Annotated in this window: 26 protein-coding genes; 15 read left to right on the top strand and 11 right to left on the bottom strand. The window is 66.6% G+C overall.

Going from position 1 to position 21,609, the window contains the following annotated elements; all coding sequences use genetic code 11:
- Nucleotide 1 precedes the first annotated feature (1 nt).
- Genes CJ177_RS23760 through CJ177_RS23735 form a run of 6 tightly spaced genes read left to right on the top strand, consistent with a single transcriptional unit; the run spans nucleotide 2 to nucleotide 5,874 of the window.
- Complete coding sequence (locus tag CJ177_RS23760) at nucleotides 2-1,435, top strand: MSMEG_0567/sll0787 family protein (RefSeq protein WP_061040605.1); 1,434 nt, start codon at nucleotides 2-4, stop codon at nucleotides 1,433-1,435.
- A complete protein-coding gene (locus tag CJ177_RS23755; RefSeq protein WP_061040606.1) occupies nucleotides 1,432-2,388 on the top strand; it encodes a carbon-nitrogen hydrolase family protein in 957 nt (318 codons plus the stop codon). The genes CJ177_RS23760 and CJ177_RS23755 overlap by 4 nt, the downstream gene beginning before the upstream one ends.
- Nucleotides 2,381-2,686 (top strand): MSMEG_0570 family nitrogen starvation response protein, encoded by a 306-nt coding sequence (locus CJ177_RS23750; RefSeq protein WP_005249998.1) that lies wholly within the window; start codon nucleotides 2,381-2,383, stop codon nucleotides 2,684-2,686. The genes CJ177_RS23755 and CJ177_RS23750 overlap by 8 nt, the downstream gene beginning before the upstream one ends.
- Nucleotides 2,683-3,939 carry an MSMEG_0569 family flavin-dependent oxidoreductase gene (locus tag CJ177_RS23745; protein ID WP_005249997.1) on the top strand — a complete coding sequence of 419 codons (1,257 nt, stop codon included), beginning with the start codon at nucleotides 2,683-2,685 and terminating at the stop codon, nucleotides 3,937-3,939. Before CJ177_RS23750 ends, CJ177_RS23745 begins: the two co-directional genes overlap by 4 nt.
- Before the next feature lie 5 nt (nucleotides 3,940-3,944).
- Entirely contained in the window at nucleotides 3,945-4,793 is an 849-nt protein-coding gene (locus CJ177_RS23740) for a carbon-nitrogen hydrolase family protein (RefSeq protein WP_025433515.1), read from the top strand.
- Nucleotide 4,794: 1 nt separating this feature from the next.
- Nucleotides 4,795-5,874 (top strand): MSMEG_0565 family glycosyltransferase, encoded by a 1,080-nt coding sequence (locus CJ177_RS23735; RefSeq protein ID WP_061040607.1) that lies wholly within the window; start codon nucleotides 4,795-4,797, stop codon nucleotides 5,872-5,874.
- A gap of 1 nt (nucleotide 5,875) precedes the next feature.
- Here CJ177_RS23735 and CJ177_RS23730 read toward each other — a convergent pair whose 3' ends face one another.
- The gene (locus CJ177_RS23730) at nucleotides 5,876-6,316 is read right to left on the bottom strand and encodes an Lrp/AsnC family transcriptional regulator (RefSeq protein ID WP_005254660.1); all 441 of its coding nucleotides are present in this window, start codon (nucleotides 6,314-6,316) and stop codon (nucleotides 5,876-5,878) included.
- A 77-nt stretch (nucleotides 6,317-6,393) separates the two neighbouring features.
- Between CJ177_RS23730 and CJ177_RS23725 the strand changes: the two genes are divergently transcribed.
- The 3 genes from CJ177_RS23725 to CJ177_RS23715 all read left to right on the top strand — a co-directional run bounded on the left by CJ177_RS23725 (nucleotide 6,394) and on the right by CJ177_RS23715 (nucleotide 7,783).
- Nucleotides 6,394-7,137 (top strand): AzlC family ABC transporter permease, encoded by a 744-nt coding sequence (locus CJ177_RS23725; RefSeq protein WP_025433516.1) that lies wholly within the window; start codon nucleotides 6,394-6,396, stop codon nucleotides 7,135-7,137.
- Nucleotides 7,130-7,459: a branched-chain amino acid transporter permease gene (locus tag CJ177_RS23720; protein ID WP_005249992.1), complete on the top strand. Its 330-nt coding sequence runs from the start codon at nucleotides 7,130-7,132 to the stop codon at nucleotides 7,457-7,459. Before CJ177_RS23725 ends, CJ177_RS23720 begins: the two co-directional genes overlap by 8 nt.
- 87 nt (nucleotides 7,460-7,546) lie before the next feature.
- Nucleotides 7,547-7,783 (top strand): hypothetical protein, encoded by a 237-nt coding sequence (locus CJ177_RS23715; RefSeq protein WP_005254663.1) that lies wholly within the window; start codon nucleotides 7,547-7,549, stop codon nucleotides 7,781-7,783.
- A gap of 30 nt (nucleotides 7,784-7,813) precedes the next feature.
- Here CJ177_RS23715 and CJ177_RS23710 read toward each other — a convergent pair whose 3' ends face one another.
- On the bottom strand, nucleotides 7,814-8,944 hold the full coding sequence (locus CJ177_RS23710) for a helix-turn-helix transcriptional regulator (protein ID WP_061040617.1): 1,131 nt from the start codon (nucleotides 8,942-8,944) through the stop codon (nucleotides 7,814-7,816).
- Between the two features lie 102 nt (nucleotides 8,945-9,046).
- Here CJ177_RS23710 and CJ177_RS23705 point away from each other — a divergent pair, with 102 nt between their 5' ends.
- Together CJ177_RS23705 and CJ177_RS23700 are read left to right on the top strand one after the other, a co-directional pair.
- The gene (locus CJ177_RS23705; RefSeq protein WP_231913823.1) at nucleotides 9,047-9,517 is read left to right on the top strand and encodes a grhN; all 471 of its coding nucleotides are present in this window, start codon (nucleotides 9,047-9,049) and stop codon (nucleotides 9,515-9,517) included.
- An 11-nt stretch (nucleotides 9,518-9,528) separates the two neighbouring features.
- Nucleotides 9,529-10,332 (top strand): MBL fold metallo-hydrolase, encoded by an 804-nt coding sequence (locus tag CJ177_RS23700; protein ID WP_061040609.1) that lies wholly within the window; start codon nucleotides 9,529-9,531, stop codon nucleotides 10,330-10,332.
- A 185-nt stretch (nucleotides 10,333-10,517) separates the two neighbouring features.
- Here the strand turns inward: CJ177_RS23700 and CJ177_RS23695 are convergent, their stop codons facing one another.
- The 6 genes from CJ177_RS23695 to CJ177_RS23670 all read right to left on the bottom strand — a co-directional run bounded on the left by CJ177_RS23695 (nucleotide 10,518) and on the right by CJ177_RS23670 (nucleotide 15,169).
- On the bottom strand, nucleotides 10,518-11,165 hold the full coding sequence (locus CJ177_RS23695) for a hypothetical protein (protein ID WP_095868733.1): 648 nt from the start codon (nucleotides 11,163-11,165) through the stop codon (nucleotides 10,518-10,520).
- Between the two features lie 18 nt (nucleotides 11,166-11,183).
- On the bottom strand, nucleotides 11,184-11,708 hold the full coding sequence (locus tag CJ177_RS23690) for a pyridoxamine 5'-phosphate oxidase family protein (protein ID WP_005249986.1): 525 nt from the start codon (nucleotides 11,706-11,708) through the stop codon (nucleotides 11,184-11,186).
- Between the two features lie 112 nt (nucleotides 11,709-11,820).
- Nucleotides 11,821-12,705 carry a hypothetical protein gene (locus CJ177_RS23685; protein ID WP_095868732.1) on the bottom strand — a complete coding sequence of 295 codons (885 nt, stop codon included), beginning with the start codon at nucleotides 12,703-12,705 and terminating at the stop codon, nucleotides 11,821-11,823.
- On the bottom strand, nucleotides 12,702-13,943 hold the full coding sequence (locus tag CJ177_RS23680) for an RNA polymerase sigma factor (RefSeq protein ID WP_095868731.1): 1,242 nt from the start codon (nucleotides 13,941-13,943) through the stop codon (nucleotides 12,702-12,704). The genes CJ177_RS23685 and CJ177_RS23680 overlap by 4 nt, the downstream gene beginning before the upstream one ends.
- Complete coding sequence (locus CJ177_RS23675; RefSeq protein ID WP_257014670.1) at nucleotides 13,940-14,317, bottom strand: YciI family protein; 378 nt, start codon at nucleotides 14,315-14,317, stop codon at nucleotides 13,940-13,942. Before CJ177_RS23675 ends, CJ177_RS23680 begins: the two co-directional genes overlap by 4 nt.
- Nucleotides 14,318-14,461: 144 nt before the next feature.
- A complete protein-coding gene (locus tag CJ177_RS23670; RefSeq protein WP_095868729.1) occupies nucleotides 14,462-15,169 on the bottom strand; it encodes a TetR/AcrR family transcriptional regulator C-terminal domain-containing protein in 708 nt (235 codons plus the stop codon).
- 87 nt (nucleotides 15,170-15,256) lie between these two features.
- On the opposite strand from CJ177_RS23670, the gene CJ177_RS23665 reads away from it, so the two are divergent.
- The 3 genes from CJ177_RS23665 to CJ177_RS23655 are packed head-to-tail and all read left to right on the top strand — an operon-like array spanning nucleotide 15,257 to nucleotide 16,907.
- Nucleotides 15,257-15,451, top strand: coding sequence for a CsbD family protein (locus CJ177_RS23665; protein WP_005249981.1), 195 nt, complete (start codon nucleotides 15,257-15,259; stop codon nucleotides 15,449-15,451).
- A gap of 55 nt (nucleotides 15,452-15,506) precedes the next feature.
- Nucleotides 15,507-15,662, top strand: a complete 156-nt coding sequence (locus CJ177_RS47440; RefSeq protein ID WP_005249980.1) for a DUF6131 family protein — start codon at nucleotides 15,507-15,509, stop codon at nucleotides 15,660-15,662.
- Between the two features lie 42 nt (nucleotides 15,663-15,704).
- Nucleotides 15,705-16,907, top strand: coding sequence for an acyl-CoA desaturase (locus CJ177_RS23655; protein WP_095868728.1), 1,203 nt, complete (start codon nucleotides 15,705-15,707; stop codon nucleotides 16,905-16,907).
- A gap of 41 nt (nucleotides 16,908-16,948) precedes the next feature.
- Here CJ177_RS23655 and CJ177_RS23650 read toward each other — a convergent pair whose 3' ends face one another.
- Entirely contained in the window at nucleotides 16,949-17,188 is a 240-nt protein-coding gene (locus CJ177_RS23650; RefSeq protein WP_269455026.1) for a WhiB family transcriptional regulator, read from the bottom strand.
- A 365-nt stretch (nucleotides 17,189-17,553) separates the two neighbouring features.
- Here CJ177_RS23650 and CJ177_RS23645 point away from each other — a divergent pair, with 365 nt between their 5' ends.
- Nucleotides 17,554-18,708 carry an acyl-CoA dehydrogenase family protein gene (locus CJ177_RS23645; RefSeq protein WP_095868727.1) on the top strand — a complete coding sequence of 385 codons (1,155 nt, stop codon included), beginning with the start codon at nucleotides 17,554-17,556 and terminating at the stop codon, nucleotides 18,706-18,708.
- 11 nt (nucleotides 18,709-18,719) lie between these two features.
- On the opposite strand, the gene CJ177_RS23640 is transcribed toward CJ177_RS23645, so the two are convergent.
- Entirely contained in the window at nucleotides 18,720-19,655 is a 936-nt protein-coding gene (locus CJ177_RS23640; protein WP_095868726.1) for a LysR substrate-binding domain-containing protein, read from the bottom strand.
- A 94-nt stretch (nucleotides 19,656-19,749) separates the two neighbouring features.
- Entirely contained in the window at nucleotides 19,750-21,159 is a 1,410-nt protein-coding gene (locus CJ177_RS23635) for an MFS transporter (RefSeq protein ID WP_257014656.1), read from the bottom strand.
- Between the last annotated feature and the right edge of the window lie 450 nt (nucleotides 21,160-21,609).

Here is a 21,609-nt window from a genome sequence, read left to right as displayed (position 1 = left end):
CATGTGGGACCTGCCGACCGCCGAGAGCACTCCTTCCGATTTCGCCGTCCTCACCGGGCCGTCGATTCAGGAGTCTCAGTGGAGTTTCCTCGTGCAACCCGCCACCGGTCGGGTGATGACCGAGGCGTACCGACGACTGCGGCGTGAGACGTTCGTCGTGGAACAGGGACTGTTCACCGCCAGCGACCGGGACGATGTCGACGACGATCCCCGAACCGTGGTGCTCGTGGCGATCAGCACCACGGGCGAGGTGCTCGGCGGTGTTCGCCTCGCCCCGATGACGGACGGCACCGACCTCGGGTGGTGGGCGGGAAGCCGCCTCGTGGTGGGTCGAAACGTGCGGAACAGCAGGGGAATCGGAAAGGCACTCGTGCGGGCCGCCTGCGCCCACGCCGAATCCCGCGGCGCGTTGCGGTTCGACGCCACCGTGCAGAGCCGAAACGAAACGATGTTCGCCCACCTGGGCTGGACGCGGCTGGGTGACGTCACGGTGGCGGGCGCGCCGCACGTGCACATGACGTGGCCGATCGATCGCGTCGAGCGTCTGGTCCAGAGCACGAAGTCGTGTCTGGCCCACACCCTGACACCCTTCGGGAAGCATGGTGATGCGCTCGGCGGCAGCGGGTTCCGCGGCGACGACGGCGCACCGGTACCGGGCAGCGACCTGATCGCGGCGTGTGACGCCATCCTGCCCGCCATGGTTCAGCGCGATCCCGAGTGGGCCGGATGGTGCGCCGCCCTCGTCAACCTCAACGATCTGTCGGCGATGGGTGCCGTCCCGGTCGGGATGCTCGACTCGGTCGGCGCACCGAACACCTCGATCCTGTCGAAGGTGATCCGTGGGCTCAGCCGGGCCGCGGAAGCGTGGGACGTACCGGTACTGGGCGGCCACACCCAGCTCGGTGTTCCCGCGGCGCTGTCGGTGACGGCGCTCGGACGCACCGCGGATCCGGTGCCCGCGGGTGGTGGCCGGGTCGGCGACGAGCTCACGCTGACAGCAGACCTGGACGGGCAGTGGCGGCCGGGATACACCGGACAGCAGTGGGATTCGACGTCCCATCGCAGCTCGGACGAACTGCGGGACATGGCCTCGTTCGTCGCCCGCACCCGCCCCGCCGCGGCGAAGGACATCAGCATGGCGGGGTTCGCCGGCACCACCGGGATGCTCGCCGAGGCGAGCGGACTCGGCGCCGTCCTCGACGCCGCATCGGTCCCCAGGCCGCCCGGAACGACGGCGGGTGACTGGATGACGTGCTTTCCCGGGTTCGCGATGATCACCGCCGATCGGCGGGGTAGCGCGCCGGCGCCCGCCGGACCGGCCACCTCGGCCGTCTGCGGGGAATTGACATACGAGCCGGGGGTCAGCCTTCGCTGGCCCGACGGCGTAACGACACGCGTGGTGCACTCCACGGTCACAGGATTGGGAAGAGCATGACTGACATCGGAATCTCCGTTGCGGCAACCGAGTTCGGCCGCGACATGGAACAGGCGTATCGCACGATCGGTGAACTGATCGAGCAGGCGCGGGCGGCCGGGAGTTCGCTACTCGTGCTTCCGGAGGCCTGCCTGGGCGGTTACCTCCCCAGCCTGGGCGGAGGCGACGAAACCGAGGAGCAGCGGCAGCGGCGGCTCCGTAGCCTCCCGCCCGCACTGGAATTGGACGGGCCCGAGATCCGGCGGGTCGTCGACATGGCCGGCGACCTGGTGATCACCCTCGGATTCTGCGAGGCCGACGGCGCCGACCGGTACAACGCCGCGGTGACGCTGCACGGTGACGGGATACTCGGCTCGTACCGCAAGGTGCACCAACCGCTGGGGGAGAACCTCTGCTACCGCGCCGGCGACAAGTACGAAGCGTTCGACACACCGGTCGGACGGATGGGCATGCAGATCTGTTACGACAAGGCCTTTCCCGAGGCCGCGAGGACGCTCGCCCTCGACGGCGCGGAGATCATCACGTCGCTGTCGGCGTGGCCCACCGCCCGCACCAACCGCGTCGAGAATCCCGAGGACGATCGGTGGAAGCAGAGATTCGACATCTACGACCGCGCGCGGGCCACGGAGAATCAGGTGGTCTGGGTGGCGTCGAATCAGGCGGGAACGTTCGGGTCGCTCCGGTTCGTGTGCAGCGCGAAGATCGTCGGCCCGGGCGGCGAGATCCTCGCCACCACAGGCGTGGAACCCGGCCTCGCCTCGGCCACGCTGGATGTGCAGGCCGAACTGGACGCGATTCGCAGCGGCGGGATGTACAACCTCCGGGACCGCCGGCCGGAACTGTACGGAGACGTCGTCGCGGAGAACCGGGTGAGCGGCACCCGGCTCGACGCGACGGCGCGACCGTCGTTCCTCCGCACCACGACAGCCGAACTGGAGTCCGTCGATGCCTGAGATGACGTTCACGGTGCGCTGGCCGGACGGAAGCACCCAGTCCTGCTACTCGCCGTCGCTGGTCATGCACGACCACCTGGTGGCCGGTGAGGACTACACGGTCGCCGATTTCCTCACACGCACCACGACGGCGCTCACCGAGGCCAGTGAGCGAGTCCGTGCCAAGTTCGGGATGTACTGCACGTCCGCTTCCGAGCAGATGCAGGAACTCGAACGCGCCGGCCGCACCCTCGACCCCCAATCCCTCGTCCGGGTCCTCGAGATGAACCCGGCTTCACTCCCCGGAGAGTCGCGATGACCGAACAACACACAGTCGTCGTGATCGGCGGCGGCCAGGCAGGCCTGTCGATCAGCTGGCATCTGGTGCAGCGTGGAATCGACCACGTGGTGCTCGAACGAGAGTCGATCGCACACGAGTGGCGCGACAGTCGCTGGGACAGCTTCACCCTCGTCACTCCGAACTGGCAGTGCACCCTTCCGGGATACAGCTACTCGGGCGGCGATCCCGACGGGTTCATGAACCGCGAGCAGACCTACCAGTTCGTGCGCGGGTACGCCGATACCTTCGATCCTCCTGTGCGCGAAGGCGTCACGGTGGTCGCCGTCCGACAGTCGGGTTCCGGAGGATTCGACGTGGACACGACGGAAGGCTCGATGCACGCCGACCACGTCGTCGTCGCGGCCGGCGGGTACCACACACCAGTCGTTCCCCGGTTCGCCGAACGGCTGCCCGCCGACATCACGCAATTGCACTCGTCGCAGTACCGGAGCGCCGGCGAACTGCCCGCGGGCGAGGTTCTCGTGGTGGGCAACGGCCAGTCCGGCGCCCAGATCGCGGAGGATCTCCATCTCGCGGGTCGCACCGTCCACCTCGTCACCGGTGGGGCGCCGCGCGTCGCGCGGTTCTACCGCGGCCGGGACTGCGTGGCCTGGCTGCACGACATGGGCACCTACGACGTCTCGATCGCCGATCACCCGGGCGGTCTGGGCAAGCGGGAGAACACCAACCACTACGTCACCGGCCGGGACGGTGGCCGCGACATCGACCTCCGTGCGTTCGCGCTCGCGGGAATGCGTCTCTACGGGCGGCTGCTCGACGTCGTGGACGGCACCCTGCGGTTCGCGCCCACCCTGGAGTCGTCGCTGGATGCTGCCGACGCCGTGAGCGAGAGCATCAAGGATTCCATCGACGCCTACATCGCCCGCGAGGGCATCGATGCGCCGCGCGAGGAACGGTACGTGCCGGTCTGGCGTCCCGAACGTGAGGTCACCGAATTGGAGCTGCCGACGTCGGGCATCACGTCGGTGGTGTGGTCCATCGGTTTCCGGACCGACTACCGGTGGCTCCGCGCGGGCGTGTTCGACGGTGAGGGCCATCCCACCCACAACCGCGGCGTCACCGCGGTGCCCGGGCTGTACTTCCTCGGCCTTCCGTGGCAGCACACGTGGGGTTCGGGACGGTTCGCGGGAGTGGCGCGGGACGCGGAGTATCTGGCGGACCGCCTCGAACTCGAAGCGGGTGTGTTGCCGGCGACGGCGACACTAGCCTGACGCTTATGGTGACGACACGGTTGGCAGCGTTGGCGGGGCACTTCGGCCGCGACATCGATCGCGCGCTCCTGAAGTTGCAGGCGCTGATCGAGAGTGCGACGAACGACGGGGTGGACCTGCTCGTCCTGCCCGACGCCTGCCTCGGCGGCTACATCTCTGATCTCCGGCGGCCGGACACGGAGGAGCTCCCGCCCGCGCTCGCCGCGGACAGCCCGGAGCTGAAGGCCGTCGCGAAGATGGCGGGCCGCATGACGGTCTGCATCGGGTACACGGAACTGTGCGACGGGGTGCGATACAACGCCGCCGCCTGCGTGACCGGCGACGGGGTGCTGGGCAGTCACCGCAAGGTGCATCAGCCGGCCGGGGAATCCCTGGCGTACGCAGCGGGTGACTCGTTCACCGCCTTCGACACACCGGTGGGCCGGATCGGGATGCTGATCGACTATGACAAGACGTTCCCGGAATCCGCCCGCACCCTCGCGCTCGACGGCGCGCGGATCATCGCCGCGTTGTCCGCGTGGCCGGCCAGCATCACGGACCGGGCGGCGCGCATGATGCAGGACAGGCAATCCCGCCTGTTCGATCTGTACGACTCGGCGCGGGCCGCCGAGAACCAGGTGGTCCTCGTGTCGTCCAACCAGACCGGAATCCAGGGTGGACTGCGATTCCTCGGTCAGGCCAAGGTGGTGGGCCCGGGCGGCGACGTGCTCGCGCGAACGGGGACGAAGGGCGGCCTCGCCGTCGCCGAACTCGACGTCGACTACGAGGTGAATCGGGCCAGGAAGGTGCTGCGGCACCTGGAGGAACGCCGCATCGACAGCTACCGGAGACTGCTGGACCGAGGAGAACACTGACGTGCGGATCGCTCTGCTGACCTATTCGACCAAACCCCGCGGGGGAGTCGTGCACACGCTGGCGTTGGCCGAGGCCCTCGCCCGGCAGGGCGCGGACGTGACGGTCTGGACCCTGGGCAGGCACGGCGACGCCGCTTTCTTCCGTCCGGTCGACCCGACTGTCACCGTGCGGGTGGTGCCGTTCGCACACGTCGACGACGAGACCGTCGGTGAGCGGATCCTCCGATCCATCGAGACGATGCGCGCCGCCTTCCCACCGGCGGCCTATGACATCGTCCACGCGCAGGACTGCATCAGTGCCAACGCGGTCGGGCGGTGCGTGCGAACCGTCCACCACCTCGACCAGTTCACGACGCCCGCGCTGGCCGCCTGCCACGAGCGCGCGATCGTGGATCCGTACGCGCGGATCTGCGTGTCCGCCGCCGTCGCCGCGGAGGTCTCCGCCGGGTGGGGTCTCGATTGCGCCGTCATTCCGAACGGCGTGGACGCCGCCCGATTCGAGGACGCACGCGAGGACACCGGGCGCCGCCGCAGGTGGGCCGATGAATTGGGCGACTACGTGTTGGCGGTCGGCGGTATCGAACCGCGCAAGGGCAGCATCGACCTGGTGGAGTCGTTCGCGCTGGTCGTGAAGGAGCAACCGGACCTGCGGCTGGTGTTCGCCGGCGGCGAGACCCTGTTCGACTACCGGGGGTACCGGGACGAGTTCGACCGGCGGGCCGCAGAGCTGGGTGTGACACCGACCATTCTCGGAACGATCGACGACGCCGAACTCCCCTCGCTGGTGGCCCAGGCGCGCTCGTTCGCCTTCCTCTCCACCAAGGAAGGATTCGGGCTGGCCGCGATGGAAGCCCTGGCGGCGGGCGTTCCCGTCGTCGCACGCGACCTGCCGGTCCTGCGGGAGGTCTTTCGCGGGACGGTCCGGTACGCGTCCACCCACGAGGAGATGGCACGCGCCCTGACCGAACCTGCCGACGGCGCCTCCCTCGACGAGGGACGCGCCTTCGCTCGCTCACATCGATGGGACGACGTCGCGCAGAAACATCTCGAGTTCTACCGAGAGGTCGCGGCGCACCGCTGACTCAGTCGGCGCTCTTGATGGTCTTCATCGTGATCAACGAGGTGACCCGCGACACCGCCGGGAGCCCGCTGAGCTTGGTGGCCATGAAGTTCTCGTACGTCGCGAGGTCGCGGACCGCCACCCGGATGAAGTAGTCGGGGATCCCGAACAGCCTCCGGCATTCGATCACTTCGTCGAAGGCGGCGACCCGGGACTCGAACTGCTCGATGGTCGCCTGGTCGTTCACACCGATCTCGGCGGTGACGATCACCTGGAAACCCCGATCGAGCGCTTCCTGGCTGACGATGGCGCGGTAGCCGGTGATGACTCCGTCCGCCTCGAGCTTCTTGACCCTGCGCAGGCACGGGGACGGAGTCAGACCCACCAGATCCGCCAATTCCGTGTTGGTCAGACTGGAGTCATTCCGCAGGTGGTCCAGAATTGCGTGATCGATGTCATCCATTGAACTATTATTGCGCAGAGTGCGAAAAATGGGCATTTGCCCGCAATCGTGCACCGGGATAGTTGCTATAGATTTGCGTGGTGATCGATCCAGCATCCCTCTCGACGACCGCAGTCGTCGACTCCGACCCCCGGCAGCCCCCGGAGTGGCGTCGCGCCCTGCAGGCGTCCCTCCCCGTCGGGATCGGGCTGGTTCCGCTGGGGATCGCCCTCGGGGTGCTCGTCGTCCAGCAGGGATTCAACCCGTGGTGGGCGATGGTCTTCACCTCGCTGATCTACGCCGGTTCCCTCGAATTCATCGCGGTCGGCATGGTGGCGGCGATGACGCCGCTCCCGTACATCGCGCTGACCGCGTTGCTGGTGAACTTCCGGCACGTGTTCTACGCCTTGAGCTTTCCCCTCGACAGGGTGAAGGGCCGGCTCGCCCGCTTCTACAGCATGTTCGCGCTGACCGACGAGGCGTACGCCATGACGGTCACCGGCGACCGGAAGTCGATGTCCGGCCGGGTCATCGTGTACTCGCAGTTGTATCTCCACGCGTACTGGATCGGTGGAGCGATGCTCGGAGCGACCGCGGCGCAATGGATCCCGGAGAACATCGTCGGCCTCGACTTCGCGCTGACCGCTCTGTTCGTCGTGCTGTCCATCGAGGCCATCAGGTCCCAGAGCGGTTTCGCGGTGCCCTCGATGGCCGTGATGTGCGCGCTGATCGCGCGACTCGTCGACCCCGGACACATGCTGCCGATAGCGATGGGCGCCTTCGTGAGCCTGCTCGTCGTCCGCTATTTCCTCGCCCGGCGAAAGGTGCGCACCGATGCCTGACGCCGGTTACATCCTCGCGGCCATCGCGATCATGGCGATCGTCACGTTCGCCCTGCGCGCCGTCCCCTTCGCGATCGTCATGCCGTTGCGCTCGTCCGCGCTCGTCGGCTATCTGGGTGTCTACCTGCCGGCCGGGATCATGCTGATCCTGGTGGCGTACTCGCTGAAGAACGTCTCCGTCACCGCCCCGTCGCACGGGATCCCCGAACTGATCGCGGTGGGTGCGACGGCCGCGGTGCACCTGTGGCGCAAGAATGCGGTGCTCTCGATCGTCGTCGGAACCGGGCTGTATGTCGTCCTGATGAACTGGGTATTCGCCTGAGCCCGGCGCGCCTCACGTTTACGATGCAACCACACGGGTAGGCAGGAACCACAAGACAGTCGGCCGTTTCTCGGGAAGGACGCACTGATGAGCGAACAAGATGCACGTTCGGTGACGGGTGTTCGGGACAAGGACTACAACCTGATTTGGTTCGTCGAAGCGTCACTGAGCAACGCTCTGCGTCTCGAGGGTTACATTTCGGACGCCGACATGGACGGCGACGCCGAGTTGGCCGACTTCTTCCGCCGCGCCCAAGCCGTGAGCCGGAAGGGTGGCGATCTGGGCAAGGCCATGCTGGCCGCCCGCCTGAAGAAGGAACAGTAGGCCTCCGCCCCTACTGGCCCGGATCGGAACTCAACTGCTCTGCGTCGGCCAGGGACCGCCGCGGACAGGCCTGCCCGCGGCGGTCCGTTTTTCGTTGTCGCGGAACCGCGGCTCGTAGTGATGGAAGAACACCTTGCCGACCAGGTCGCGTCGGCTGTGCACGCCGGTCTTGTCGAAGATGCTCTTCAGATGTTGCTGCACGGTCTGTGCCGACACGTGTAGTTCGGCGGAGATCTGCGAAGTCGACGCCCCTTGCAACACCATCGACGTGACCTCCTTCTCGCGCTCGGTCAGCCCGTACGCCGACATCAGCAGCGGATACAGACGGCTCGGATGCGCCGGCTCCACGATCACCGCGATCCGCCGCCTGCCCGTCGACGTCAGGCATGCCCCGTGCAGCACCAACCACGCCCCCGACCGCGACAGCACCCGCGAGATGGCCACGTCGCCCAGCCGGTCGCGGTCTTCCACACACCGCAACACACGACCGGCGAGACTGATCACCGCGGCCGGCAACTCCCCCCGATCCCAGTCCCCGCCCGGCAGATCCACCATCCACCGGTCGACCCCGGGCGTCGCGGATTCGATGTTCCAGTTCTCGTCGAGGACGAGCAGACCCGGCGAATCGGCATACTCCGGTTCCTCGGCCTGCCCGCACAGCAGTGCGCGGCGGGCACCGCCCGCGAGGACCGGCGCGATCTCCTGCACGAACGACTTCTCGGTTTCCGAGAACATCGGCATCCCCTCGTCGCGATAGAGGCTCAGCGCTCCCCAGGTTTCTCCCGAGCGCGTGCGTAACCGCGCAATCAACTCCTGGTCGCCGCCGAGTGTCCGGTTCCGGCGCCAGCGCGGACTTCCCGACGGATCGCCGTGCGCGGCTTCGTGCAACGTGGAAATCCCTTCGGCGGACCGCATTACGTCGGGGACGGACTGAACGTCGTCCTCGTAGTACTCGGCGGCCAGCCATTCTCCGGGAAATTCGTCCATGCCGAAGTGATAGTGACTGGTCATCAGCATGGACACGGGGTCGAGGGTGAACCAGCACGGCGTCCAGTAGTACGGGACGACACCGGCGACGACGTCCGATGCGTCCCGCCACAGCGACACCAGGCCGCGGGGTGCGGCGCACAATCGTGCGACCTTGTCTGCCGCGCACTGCACGGAATCCACGCTCACGAGTCAAGCGTACGAGCGCGGATCGGCGCCGGAAATACCAGAATTGTGGAATGGTGCGCCCGCTCCACCGCTCCTAGCGTCGGTGACATGTCCAAAACCGATACCGCAAATGTGCGGCTGAACCCGCCGCCACCCCAATTGATGCGGCTGGTCAACCCGTTGGTCCGGCGGGTCCTCACGACCCGGTCACTGGGGCGGCGCATCCGGCGCCAAGGACTGATCGAGTTCACCGGCCGTCGTACCGGGCGCACCCTGCGAGTGCCGGTATGCCTGCACGACGTCGACGGTCAGACGCTCGTCTTCACCGAGCGTCCGTGGCGGCGCAACTTCGCCGGCGGCGCACTCGTGACGGTCACCCACCGGGGCCGTGTCCGCCGGGGCTGGGCCCTGCTACTCGAGGCCACCCCCGCCGAGGCAGGCGCCGCATTCCGTGCCGCGCTCGACAACGGGGCCACCCCGTTCGAACTGGGCCTGAAGGTCCCGCGGGGATACGAGCCGACCGAAGCCGAACTGGCAACGATCGCCCGGTCGCTGATCCGCGTCGACTACGACGACTGAGGAGAGTTCCCATGCGTATCAACAGAATCCGACGCGACATCACGGTACTCGGCGACGAACTGGAAGTACCGGGGATCGGGCACCTACCGGTGAACGCATACGTTCTCCACGCCGCCGAACCCGTCGTCGTCGACACCGGACTCAGCCTGCCCGGACGCGGCTTCATGGACGCCCTGGGATCGGTGCTCGACCCCGCGGACGTCGAGTGGATCTGGCTGACGCATCCGGACCGCGATCACACCGGCGCGTTGTTCGACCTGCTCGACGCGGCGCCGCGCGCCCGCCTGATCACGACGTTCGCGGGCGTAGGCATCATGTCCTGCGCGCGGCCCGTCCCGATGGACCGGGTCTACCTGCTCAATCCAGGTCAATCCCTCGACGTCGGCGATCACACACTGACGGCGCTGCGGCCCCCGCTGTTCGACAATCCCAGCACCGTCGGCTTCTACGACGACCGCAGCGAGGCCTGCTTCTCGTCGGATTGCTTCGGAGCGCCGATGGAGACCGCCGAACTCGCCACCGCCAACGACGTCGGGTACTCCGCACCCAGCGCCGTCCGTGCCGCGCAGCACCTGTGGGCCACCGTCGACAGTCCCTGGGTGCACCTGGTGGACGAGGCGAAATTCCTGCGCACCGTCGCCGCGGTCCGGGCGCTCGACCCGCGATGGATCCTCAGCACCCACCTCCCCCCGGCGGACGGACGCACCGCCGAGTTTCTGGACATGCTCGCCGAGGCACCGAAGTCAGACCCCTTCATCGGGCCCGACCAGGCCGCACTCGAGCAGATGCTGGCCGGATTCGAGCCTGTCGGGTGAGGTCCAGGGCAGAAAAAAGCCGCCGACACCAAAATGGTGCCGACGGCCTCTGCGACGGTGCCGTCATATCGCCTCTCGGCAAGTGGTCGCTCTCGGCGACAATTTTAATGTGGTACCCGGGGTATGTCCGACACCGTCGACGGGTTCAACTGTACCGTCCTCGGAGATATTCCGCCTCTCCCGCGTCACACGTCGTGGTCAGCTGTCGGATGCGCGATCGCGAGCAGCGCCGGCGCACCTCGGCCCGGCCAGGTGCCCTCCAGAGTGTGCGAGCCGAGGTCCGCGACCCGATCCGGATCGATCACCCGGAACACCCGCATGCCGATCGCGGCCGTCGTGATGACAGTGGTCGCTCCCTCATTCGTACAGGTCACGGCACCGACGACCGGCACGGTCGAGCCCGGTGAGCCGCTACCCGACACCCTGGTGGTCACCTCTCGGCGCTCGGCGGGTGCGGCGAACTGGAGTTCCGCCTCGGTTCCTCCCGTCAGGATGGCGGTCGCGAGCGCACTCGCGTACACCGGGTCGGCGCAGGCGTCGTAGACCCAGCGCTCACCCAGCACGGAATGGTGCATCGTGGTGATCAACGACGCCTCCGCACCGGCCATCGGGGCACCGCGGTACGTCACCGGCACCTGCACGACCTGCCCGTCCGCCGTCCGGACCAGGTGGGTTTCGATGCCGACCTCCCCGGCCGGATCGTCGAACCGGTACGCGCCGACGACCTCGAGGGACGACGCGTCGGCGGAACCGATCCAGGACTGGCGAGGAACCCAGTCACCGAGCATCTCGGTCTTGGACGGAGACAGTTGAGCGTGATGGATGAGAGCCACACGGCCGACGGTACCGCCTCACCCGGCAACCGGTGCCGCGCCGAGACCGGCGGCGTAGACGGTCATCCAGTGCGGATGCAGCCGGTAGTAGACCACGTCGTTGTCCCAGTCGAAGAAGTCTTCGCCGTAGAAGCTTTTGAAGTAGGCGAGCAGGTCCGGCCAGTCCGCGGCCGGCTCGCCGTCCCGGGGGTTGAGGATCTCCACCGTGCCGTGCGTGAACACGCCCAGGTCCTCACCCCGCATGTGCGCGGCGCTGGCGGCCGGCCGGGCAGCGAGGTGGCGGGCCTTTGCCGCGCCGCGCGCCGTGCCGAAATGCCACTTTCCGTGCAGGAAGTGCCCGTCCACACCACTGATTCGCGGTTCGCCCTTGGCCGTGACGGTGGACAGGGCGAGGGTGCACATGCCGGTGACGATCTGGGTGAGCTGCTCTGCGGTCAGGGTGCTCTCGGTGTTGATGATCGAACGCAGATGTGCGGTGGAGCGGGACAGGGAGGCGTCGAGGAGGGTCTGGAGCTCTTCGAGCTCTTCTCGTGTTTCGCGCATGGAGGTCCTTGTCTGTGTCGATGTCGATCCGGGCCCGGCGCCGAACGGTGAAACCATGCTCGCACCGAGACCCTGACATCCTGTGTCAGGTTTTTCCGTCGATCTGCTCGATTCAGCTCTTGGACGTGTGTCCCAGTGCGGACATTCCGGCATCGAAACTCTCCAGGGCCGCGCCGACCGCCGCGGCGACGGTGACCTCGAAGACCTGATCCTCGGTGGGTCCGGCGGCGAGGAGCCTGCCGATGTCGGTGTCGGTGATCGCGTAGGAGGCGTCGCGGACCATCGCGGCGTAGGCCTGCCACGGTTCTGGAAGCGGGTCACCGGCCGCGGCGGCGGTGCGCAGGCCCGGGTCGGTGACGGCGGGCCGGTTCAACACCGAGTGGCGGAGGTTGGCCACGACATCGTCACTGTCGTCGGGTTTCTCGCCGTCTGCGAGCAGGAAGCCGGGAAAGCGGTAGCCGAAACGGTGCAGGGAGCGGGTACCGCTGTGCAACTGGCCTTCTCGGAGGGTGAAGCCGAACGCGTTGGCAAGGCGGTTGACGATGTTCCACACCAGGTTGACACGCAATGCTTCCCGAAGCGCCTGTTCGGGCAGGTCGGCAACTCCGGCGATGTCGGCACGCTCCGGCGTGCGAGTGATCGTGTCGAGGAACTCGCGGACGGCGCTCAGTGGGGGCCGTGCCGACGCGGGATCATCCGGGTCGATCTCGCCGTGGCCCGCGATGCGGGTGAGCTCGGCGTGCGTGTCGATGCAGAACGGGCAGCGGTGCAACTGCGCGGTGCACATCGCGAGATACTCCCGTTCCGCGGCGGTCCAGTACGACTGCCCGCGCATCGCGTCGGCGGTGAGTTCCAACAGCGGACGGGTGAGGAAGCCCGGCCGGTACAGCAGGAGCTTCACGATGTCGGGGCTGTCCACACGCGACATGGTGGACGTGAGCATGAGGAACAACTTGGTGCGTCGGGTGTGGCCGTGGTCGAGAATCGACAGTCTCATGAGGACTCCGTCAGGTCGAGTTCGAGCAGACGCTGGGCGAGAAATCGCCGGTCTGCGGGATTGTCGGCGAGTTCGTGTGCCCGCCGGTAGGCGATTGCCGCATCGGTGGTGCGGCCGAGGCGGCGCAGCAGGTCGGCTCGTGCCGCGTGCAGCAGGTGGTAGCGGTCGATCCCGTCGATTCCGTCGATCAGTGCGAGCCCTTCTTCCGGGCCGCCCGTCATGGCCCTGGCCACGGCGTGGTTCAACGCCACCACCGGTGACGGATCGACAGCGAGCAATTGGGTGTAGAGGGCGGCGATGCCCGGCCAGTCCGTGTGATCAGCCGAAGCGGCCTGGGTGTGCAAGGCGGCGATCGCGGCCTGCAGCTGATACGGACCCGGTCTGCCGAGGCGTAGTGCCCGGTCCAGGACGCCGATCGCTTCGATGATCTCGGCGCGATCCCAGCGTGAGCGGTCCTGCTCCGACAGCAGCACCACATCACCGGCGCGGTCGTAGCGGGCGGCGCGCCGCGAGTGCTGCAGCAGCAACAACGCGACCAGTCCGAGCGCTTCGGGTTCGTCGGGCATGAGGGTGGCGACGAGCTTGGCGAGCCTGATCGCTTCCTCGCACAGCGTGCTCTGTTCGAACTGCTCAGGGGCGGCGGCGTAGCCCTTGGTGAAGATCAGGTACACGACCGCGAGAACGCCGGAAACCCGCTCGGGCAGTTGGTGATCGGCGGGGACTTCCAGACTGATGGCGGCGTCGCGGATCTTGCGTTTCGCCCGCACCAACCGCTGCGCCAGCGTCGACTCGCCGATCAGGAACATGCGGGCGATCTGTCCTGCGGTCAGCCCGGCCACGGCCTGCAGGGTCAGGGCGACCCGCGCGTCCTCGGCGAGAGCGGGGTGGCAGCACGCGAAGATCAGGCTCAGCCGCTCGTCCCCCATGCGCAGCAAGCTGTCCTCACCGACGTCGGTCATCGCCGTCACCACCCTGGACTGTTCACCGACCTGGGCGAGCTTCTCCCGGCCGAGCCGGGCCCGCCGCAGCCGGTCGATCGCGCTGTTGCGGGCCGCCGTGAGCAGCCAGGCCACAGGGTCGCTCGGGACGGTGTCGCCCCACTTACGCAACGCGAGAGCACACGCATCCTGCAGTGCATCCTCGGCCAGTTCGAAGTCACCGAGCACGTGGATCAGGGCTGCGAGCATCCGGGCCCGGTGCTCCCGGTACACCTGCTGCAGCCCCGGTTCGACGTTCATTCGCCGCCGGCCGTCACATTCGCCGGACGGTGGTCCAGCCCCGGCACATCGACGATGGGCCGCACCTCGATCGACCCCAGCTCGGCCAACGGGCACAGCGCGGCCAGCTCCAGGGCTTCGTCGAGATTGCGGCAGTCGAGGACGTAGGCGCCGCCGAGGTGTTCGTGGGTTTCGGCGAACGGTCCGTCGGTGATCAGCGTCCGACCGTCCCGAACGCTGACGGTGGTGGCGGTGTGTTCCGGCTGCAGGGGGTGCCCGGAGACGAAGACGCCGCGGCGGCGGCACTCGTCGGCGAATGCGTTCACCCGGGCCAGCGCCTCGGCGAAACCCGGATCGCCCGGTTCGGGCCGCTCACAGTTGTAGATCAACAGCATGTACTGCACAGGTCGCTCCTCTCACCCGTAACAAATCGGCTGTAGAGAATGACGAACGAGCCAACCCTATCTCGACTCTTCGGCCCGATCGGTTTCGATATCGGCACCATCGGCCCGCCCAAGTCGATGTTCGAGCGTCTCACATCACCGGCCCGGCGAAGGGTCGGGCTGCGTCAGCGTCGCGGTCAGGCCCGCGAGGAGGATGTCGACTCCGCGTTCGAGTTCGGCGGCGCCGTCGTAGGACGCCAGGACCGGTGCCAGACCCCGGAGTAAGGGAAACTCGCCGATCGGCAGGCGGTGAAGGCCGAGGCGCAGAAGGTCGTCGGACTCGTCGGGACGCTCGACGAGTTCCTGCAACTCGTTGAGGACGTGGCCGTAGAGGAAGCCGAACAACGCCCGATAGACGTGCAAGGCATCGGCATCGGTGAAACCCGCCTTGGTGAGCAGGGCCAGGATGTTCTCGAGGGGACGCAGGGTGCCGAGCGGCCTGAGCCCGAGCGGCGTCGACAGCGGCCGGGTGACCAGTAGCGGTACCACCTGGGGATGGGCGACGGCCAACCGGCGGAACCCCCGCGCGACCTGCCGTAGCTGGGTGGCCCAGTCGCCGTCGTCGGTGTCGACCTCGAGTTCTTCGAGGACGAGCTCGGCGACCCCGTCGAGCAGCGCGGCCTTGTTCGGGGCGTGGCGGTACAGGGTCATCGGGTCGCGGCCGAGTGCCTTACCGAGGCGGCGCATGGACAGCCCGTCGATTCCGTCTCGGTCGATGATCTCGAGCGCGCACTCGAGAATCCGCTCACGGGTGATCGGGCCACCGTCGGAGTGGATCGAACGACGCTCGGGCACCTTCGCCATCACGACACCTTCCCTCATTTCCAACTGTAGGCCTAAACCGTAGATCTACAGTGTTGACATGAGGTCGCATCCGGCGTTGACTTGGTTATGAGCATCGGAAAGAAGCTTCGACACAAGGCTGAAACCGCTGAAGGCGCCGCCAAGAAGACCGTCGGGAAGGCGCTCGGAAACGAGCGCATGGAGGCCGAGGGACGCTCACAGGAAGCCAAGGGCAAGATGAAGCAAGCCGGCGACCAGGTCAAGCAGGCAGGGCAGAAGATCAAGAACATTTTCAAACACTGACCCGCACTGCACACCCGCCCGGCACTCAACCCCGTCCCGAAATCAGGCCATTATCATGATCATTCTCGGAATCATCCTCGCCATCGTCGGCTTGGTCCTCAGCGTCCCAGTGCTCCTGTACATCGGGATAGCGCTCATCATCATCGGAGTGGTCCTCGAGGTCATGGGCATGGCCGGGCACGCGGTCGCGGGCAGACGCCATTACTACTGACGCACAGCCGATCCGGGGTGGTTCCGGAAACTGGAGTCGACCATGGCGATATCCGACATCAAGGAATACGCGCGCCTCACCGCAGAGGACGTCGAGGCGCTCAGCGTCGAACTCGACGCCATCAGGCGGGACATCACCGATTCACTCGGCGAGCGAGACGCCACCTACATCCACCGAACGATCGCCTTCCAGCGCGGGCTGGATGCCGCTGCGCGGCTGGTGATCCACGCAAGCCGGACGCGAGTCGGGTGGGTCCTCGGAACCACGGCTCTCGCTGTGGCCAAAAGTGTGGAGAACATGGAGATCGGGCACAACGTGTCCCACGGCCAGTGGGACTGGATGAACGACCCGGAAATCCACTCCAGCACGTGGGAATGGGACATGGCGGGCCTGTCGTCCCAGTGGCAGTACTCCCACAACTATCGCCACCACGTGTTCAGCAACGTGATCGGGATGGACGACGACCTCGGATTCGGCGTCATCCGCATCACCCGCGACCAGCCGTGGAAACCGGACAACCTTCTGCAACCGCTGCGGAACCTGTTGTTGGCGGCCACGTTCGAATGGGGCATCGCCCTGCACGGGTTGTATTCCGAGCAGGAGCGCGCCGGCACCGCCGCCGAGAAGTCCGGCCACACCCGAGCACTGATCGGCAAGATCGTCCGGCAGACCGGCAAGGATTACGTCCTCTTTCCCGCGCTCAGCGGGCGGCGGTGGCGACGGACGCTGAAGGCGAACCTCGCGGCCAACCTGCTGCGAAACCTGTGGGCGTACGTCGTGATCTTCTGCGGTCACTTCCCGGACGGCGCCGAGAAGTTCACCCCCGCCGAACTGGAAAACGAGACCCGGGCGGAATGGTATCTACGGCAGATGCTCGGTACCGCCAACTTCCGAGCCGGCGCCGTGCTGGCATTCCTCAGCGGCAACCTCTGCTACCAGATCGAGCACCACCTGTTCCCGGACCTCCCCAGCAATCGGTACCCGGAAATCGCGATGCGGGTCCGCGCACTGTGCGAGAAGTACGATCTGCCCTACACCACCGGTTCGCTTGCCAAGCAATACCTTTTGACCCTGCGCACCATCCACAAGCTGGCACTCCCGGACCGGTTTCTGTCCGCGACCGCCGACGATGCTCCCGAGACCGCGTCCGAACTGAAATTCCGCACAGCACCCACCACGCCCGTCGCCGGAGGCACAGGACGGCGCGCGGGACTACGAACCGCGCTGCGCGCTTACCAGCATTGAGCCGTTACGCGGCGAGCGGGGACGCCGCGGGCATCCCGCAGTCATGAGCGGTATCGACCGAGTCGTGGTGGTCGAAGATACCGGCGGTCCTTCTCCGTCGTGCCGCCCCAGACGCCGAATTGTTCACCGGTGATCAGTGCGTGATTTCGGCACTCGGTCCGGACCGGGCAGGGCTCGCAGACATGCTTTGCGGCTCGTTCTCGACGAATGCGTGCGCCCTGCCCTTCGCCCTCGTACGGGAAGAAGAGCTCGGCGTCCATGGACCGGCATCGCGCGTGCATCCGCCAATCCCAGTCCGACACGGAGAGTGCGACCTGCTGGAGTTCGAACCTGCGCTGAGACATCCTGCTCGCCTCTTTCGTGAGAAACGGTATTCGCTCGACGGGAGGTCGTGGTGATCGATGGGGCACTTTCCGGCCATTCACTCTGTGAAGGGACTGTAAATACGGCCATTAGGTCCATCGGCCCTTCCGATCGCGCTCTGAGCCCTTGAACAGCATAGATAGGAACTATCCGGACCAAATGGTGGCACCGGATGTGCATGGATGTCAACGCCCACCCTTGACGAATACGTACATAACCGAGAATATGGCCGTACAAATCACCGGGCCACTAGGGCCCCTCGCGCCGATTCGGGAGAAGTGCAATGAGCTACAGGCTGAACGAGGAAGAGACCTTCCTGGTCAAGACGGTCCGCGAGTTCGTCGACCGCGAGGTCAAGCCGTCGGTGCAGGAGGTCGAGCACGCCAACGAGTACCCCGAGAAGTGGATCGAGCAGATGAAGCAGATCGGGATCTACGGTCTGGCGGTCCCGGAGGAGTACGGCGGATCACCGGTGTCGATGCCCTGTTATGCGCAGGTCACCCAGGAACTGGCCCGCGGGTGGATGAGCCTGGCGGGGGCGATGGGCGGGCACACCGTCGTCGCGAAGCTGCTGTCGCTGTACGGCACCGAGGAGCAGAAGCGGCAGTACCTGCCGAAGATGGCGACCGGTGAGATCCGGGCCACCATGGCGCTGACCGAGCCCGGCGGCGGGTCCGATCTGCAGGCGATGTCCACCAACGCCAAGACCGACGGCGACGATCTGGTGATCACCGGGTCGAAGACGTGGATCTCCAACGCCCGCCGCTCCGGGCTGATCGCGCTGCTGTGCAAGACCGACCCGAAGGCGACCCCCCAGCACAAGGGGATTTCGATCGTCCTGGTCGAGCACGGTCCCGGTCTGACGGTGTCCCGGGATCTGCCCAAGCTCGGCTACAAGGGCGTCGAAACCTGTGAGCTGTCGTTCGACAACTACCGGACCCCGGCCACGGCGATCCTCGGCGGCACCCCGGGCAAGGGGTTCGCGCAGATGATGAAGGGCCTCGAGACCGGCCGCATCCAGGTGGCCTGCCGGGCCCTGGGTGTGGCCACGGCGGCGCTCGAGGACTCCCTCGCCTACGCGCAGCAGCGGGAGAGCTTCGGCAAACCGATCTGGAAGCACCAGTCGATCGGCAACTACCTGGCCGACATGGCAACCAAGCTGACCGCGGCACGGCAGCTGACCTGGCATGCCGCCGAGCAGTACGACAGCGGCGACCGGTGCGACATGGAGGCCGGAATGGCCAAGCTGTACGCGTCCGAGGTCGCGATGGACATCGCCCTCAACGCGGTGCGCATCCACGGAGGTTACGGCTATTCCACCGAGTACGACGTCGAGCGGTACTTCCGCGACGCCCCGCTGATGATCGTCGGCGAGGGCACCAACGAGATCCAGCGCAACGTCATCGCCGGCCAGCTGGTGGCACGCGGAGGTCTCTGATCCGCGCGCGACTAGTCGTCCGGCTTCCAACGGGCGGACGGCCACTCACCGCGCTCGACGGCGTCACGCATCTGGCGGACCAGCAGATCAGCCACCGCGCGGACGGCAGGCGGGATCCGCGGGGCGCTCGGTAACGCTAGCGCGACGGTGCGCTCGACCGCCGGGGAATGGAGCGGCGCCGCACTGAGCAGACCGCTGGCGACATCACCGGCAACGGCGATGCCCGGCAGGATCGTCCAGCCGTGACCAGCTCGCACGAGCCGCTTCTGGATGCTCACTTCGTTGGTCTCGACGACAATGTTCAGGACGATGTCGAGTCTCGCGCACGCCTCCGCTACCAATGTCCGAATTCCGTGGGGCGCACTGGGCATCACGACCGGGTGACTCGCGACTTCGTCGAGGGTGACCGGTCGGCCGGTGTCGAGCCCGCCGTCGGGCGGGCCAACCGCCCACAGGTTTTCGGCGAGCAGTGCCCGCACGTTGAGCGACGACGTGGATTTCAGGTTGTAGAGCAGGCCGAGGTCGATGTCACCGGCATCGAGCCACTGCCGCACGTGTCCGGCGTAACCGGACACTATTCGCAGCCGGACGGCGGGATGCTCCTGCAATACGGCCGCGACGAGTCGTTCGGCGAGCAGTTCGGAGGTGGAGGACAGAAGTCCGACCGTCACGATCCCTTGCAGCACCCCTGGATTCGGTCGGATCTCGGCCCGGGCACGCTCGAGTTCGGACAGCACCCTCCGGGCGCGCTCGAGCATGAGCCGGCCGGACTCCGTCAATTCCATTCCCGCACGGCTACGTTCGAACAGCGGGACACCCAGTTCCTGTTCGAGCGTGTGAATTTGGCGTGTCACCGCCGGCTGAACCAAGTGGAGTAGTTCGGCTGCGCGGGTCACGCTCCCGGCGTCCGCCACTGCAACGAGTGCAGTCAACTGCTTGACGTCCACCGGACGACCCACCTTCCCGAGCTACCCGCCGGCCCGCACCATCAGCAGGCGATATGCAGGAGCGGCATCGATCACAACAGAGAATACCAATTTCTCAACCCTGGACGGTGGTGATCGGTGTCCCCTTCGAGGCCGAGTGCTGCGCGCGGTCGGTCGGTCCCGGGGCTGCCGTCGCGGCGATGAGGTTGACGTCCTTGGTCTCACGCATGAACACGTAGGTGATCAGTGAGATGGCCGCGCAGATCGAGACGTAGATGAAGAACCAACTCTCCCGGCCCGCGTCGCGGAACGCCAGAGCGATGTATGGGGCAGTGCCCCCGAACACGGCGGTGGCGATGCTGTACGGGATGGCAACACCGACCGTTCGTACCCCGGTGGGGAACAGTTCGGCCTTGACCACCGCGTTGACCGACGAGTACCCCACCACGAACACCAGGCCGAGGACGGTGAGCACCAGGCAGGTGAGCCACGTGGGATTGTTCTGCATTCCCTGCAGGATCGGATACGTTCCGATCGTGGTGCCGATGCCGAAGAAGATGAGGACGGGCCGCCGGCCTTTGCGGTCGGAGACGTATCCACCGATCGGCAAGAGGACCAGGAAGACGAGCAGTCCGATGAAGCTGATCGTCGAGGCCTGCGACTTCTCGAGGCCGACGCTGTTCACGAAGTAGCTGGTCAGGTAGGTGGTGTAGGTGTAGTAGGCGACGGTGCCACCGAGGGTCAGGGTGAAGACGACGACGGCGGCGCGCCGGTTGCGCCATACCTCGGCCAGTGTTCCCCGGCGATCTTCGGTATCGACCGTTTCGGCAACCGAGTAGGCCGTCGTCTCGTGCATTCCGCGCCGCAGGTAGAAGACCGCGACGGCACCGATGGCACCCATCGCGAACGGCACCCTCCAACCCCACGACGTCAGCTGTTCGTCGGACAAGGAGAACTGCAAGACGATGAGGACCAGCAGGCCGGCGAGCTGCCCCAGGGTGACGGAGATGTATTGGAAACTCGCCCCCAGACCCCGCCAGCCCTTCTTGGATACCTCGGTCAGATACGCTGCCGACGCGGCATACTCGCCACCGACCGACAGTCCCTGCAGGATGCGCGCGGTGACCAACAGGCACGCTCCCAGATTGCCGGCCGTCTCGTAGTTCGGCGCGAGAGCGATCATCAAGGCGCTCGCAGACATCATTCCGACGGACACCGTCAGGCCGGCTTTACGGCCGTTGCGGTCCGACAGACGCCCGAGCAACCAGCCGCCGAGAGGCCTCGCCAGGAATCCGACGGCGAAGATGGCCGCCGTGTTCAGGAGCTGCGCGGTGCGGTCGTCGCTCGGAAAGAATTGTCCGGCAAAATAGATTGCGAAAGTCGAATACACGAACCAGTCGAACCATTCGATCATGTTGCCGATGGAACCGACCAGCACCGACTTGACGTAGTGACTGCGCGAGCGAGGCGGCTCCTCTGATCGATCATCGGTTCTGTGAGCTTGCGGCGGTGTGGAGGGGGTCATGGCGACTCCTTGTGGTGGGAATGGATCCTGCAATGGCTGCGGGCTTCACCGATCGACGGTCCGGTCCGTCACGAACCCGCCTCAGGGGCTGAGGGTTTCGGAGCCGCTGGGATGCACCACACCCCTCGGTAGCCTGCGTTACTTCGCCTCGAAGTAGTTATCTGGATCTCACTTCGTTGTAGTGACTCAGGTGATTCTGCTACCTGATGGACCAGGCGCGATAATGCCAAATTCTGATGGAGTGATGACGAGCGGACATGGCAACCCGATTGAGTCGAAGCGACTGTGCTGCACCTGGTTCGACTCGCTGCTCGTCCCCGAAACCGAGGGTGATTCCTCTTGTCGCCGCCGACTGCGTGCGATACGGTGACCGCCATCCAGGAAGGCGCGCCGAGGGACTATCCGCCGCGTCCTCCGACTCCCCGCACCGACTCACCCAAGCGAGGCATG

Origin of the sequence: Rhodococcus sp. ACPA1 (assembly GCF_002300195.1) — a bacterium.
GTDB classification, from domain to species: Bacteria; Actinomycetota; Actinomycetes; order Mycobacteriales; family Mycobacteriaceae; genus Rhodococcus_F; species Rhodococcus_F opacus.
Note: the sequence above shows the minus strand (reverse complement) of the source record. Positions and strands in the feature narration are given on the sequence as shown.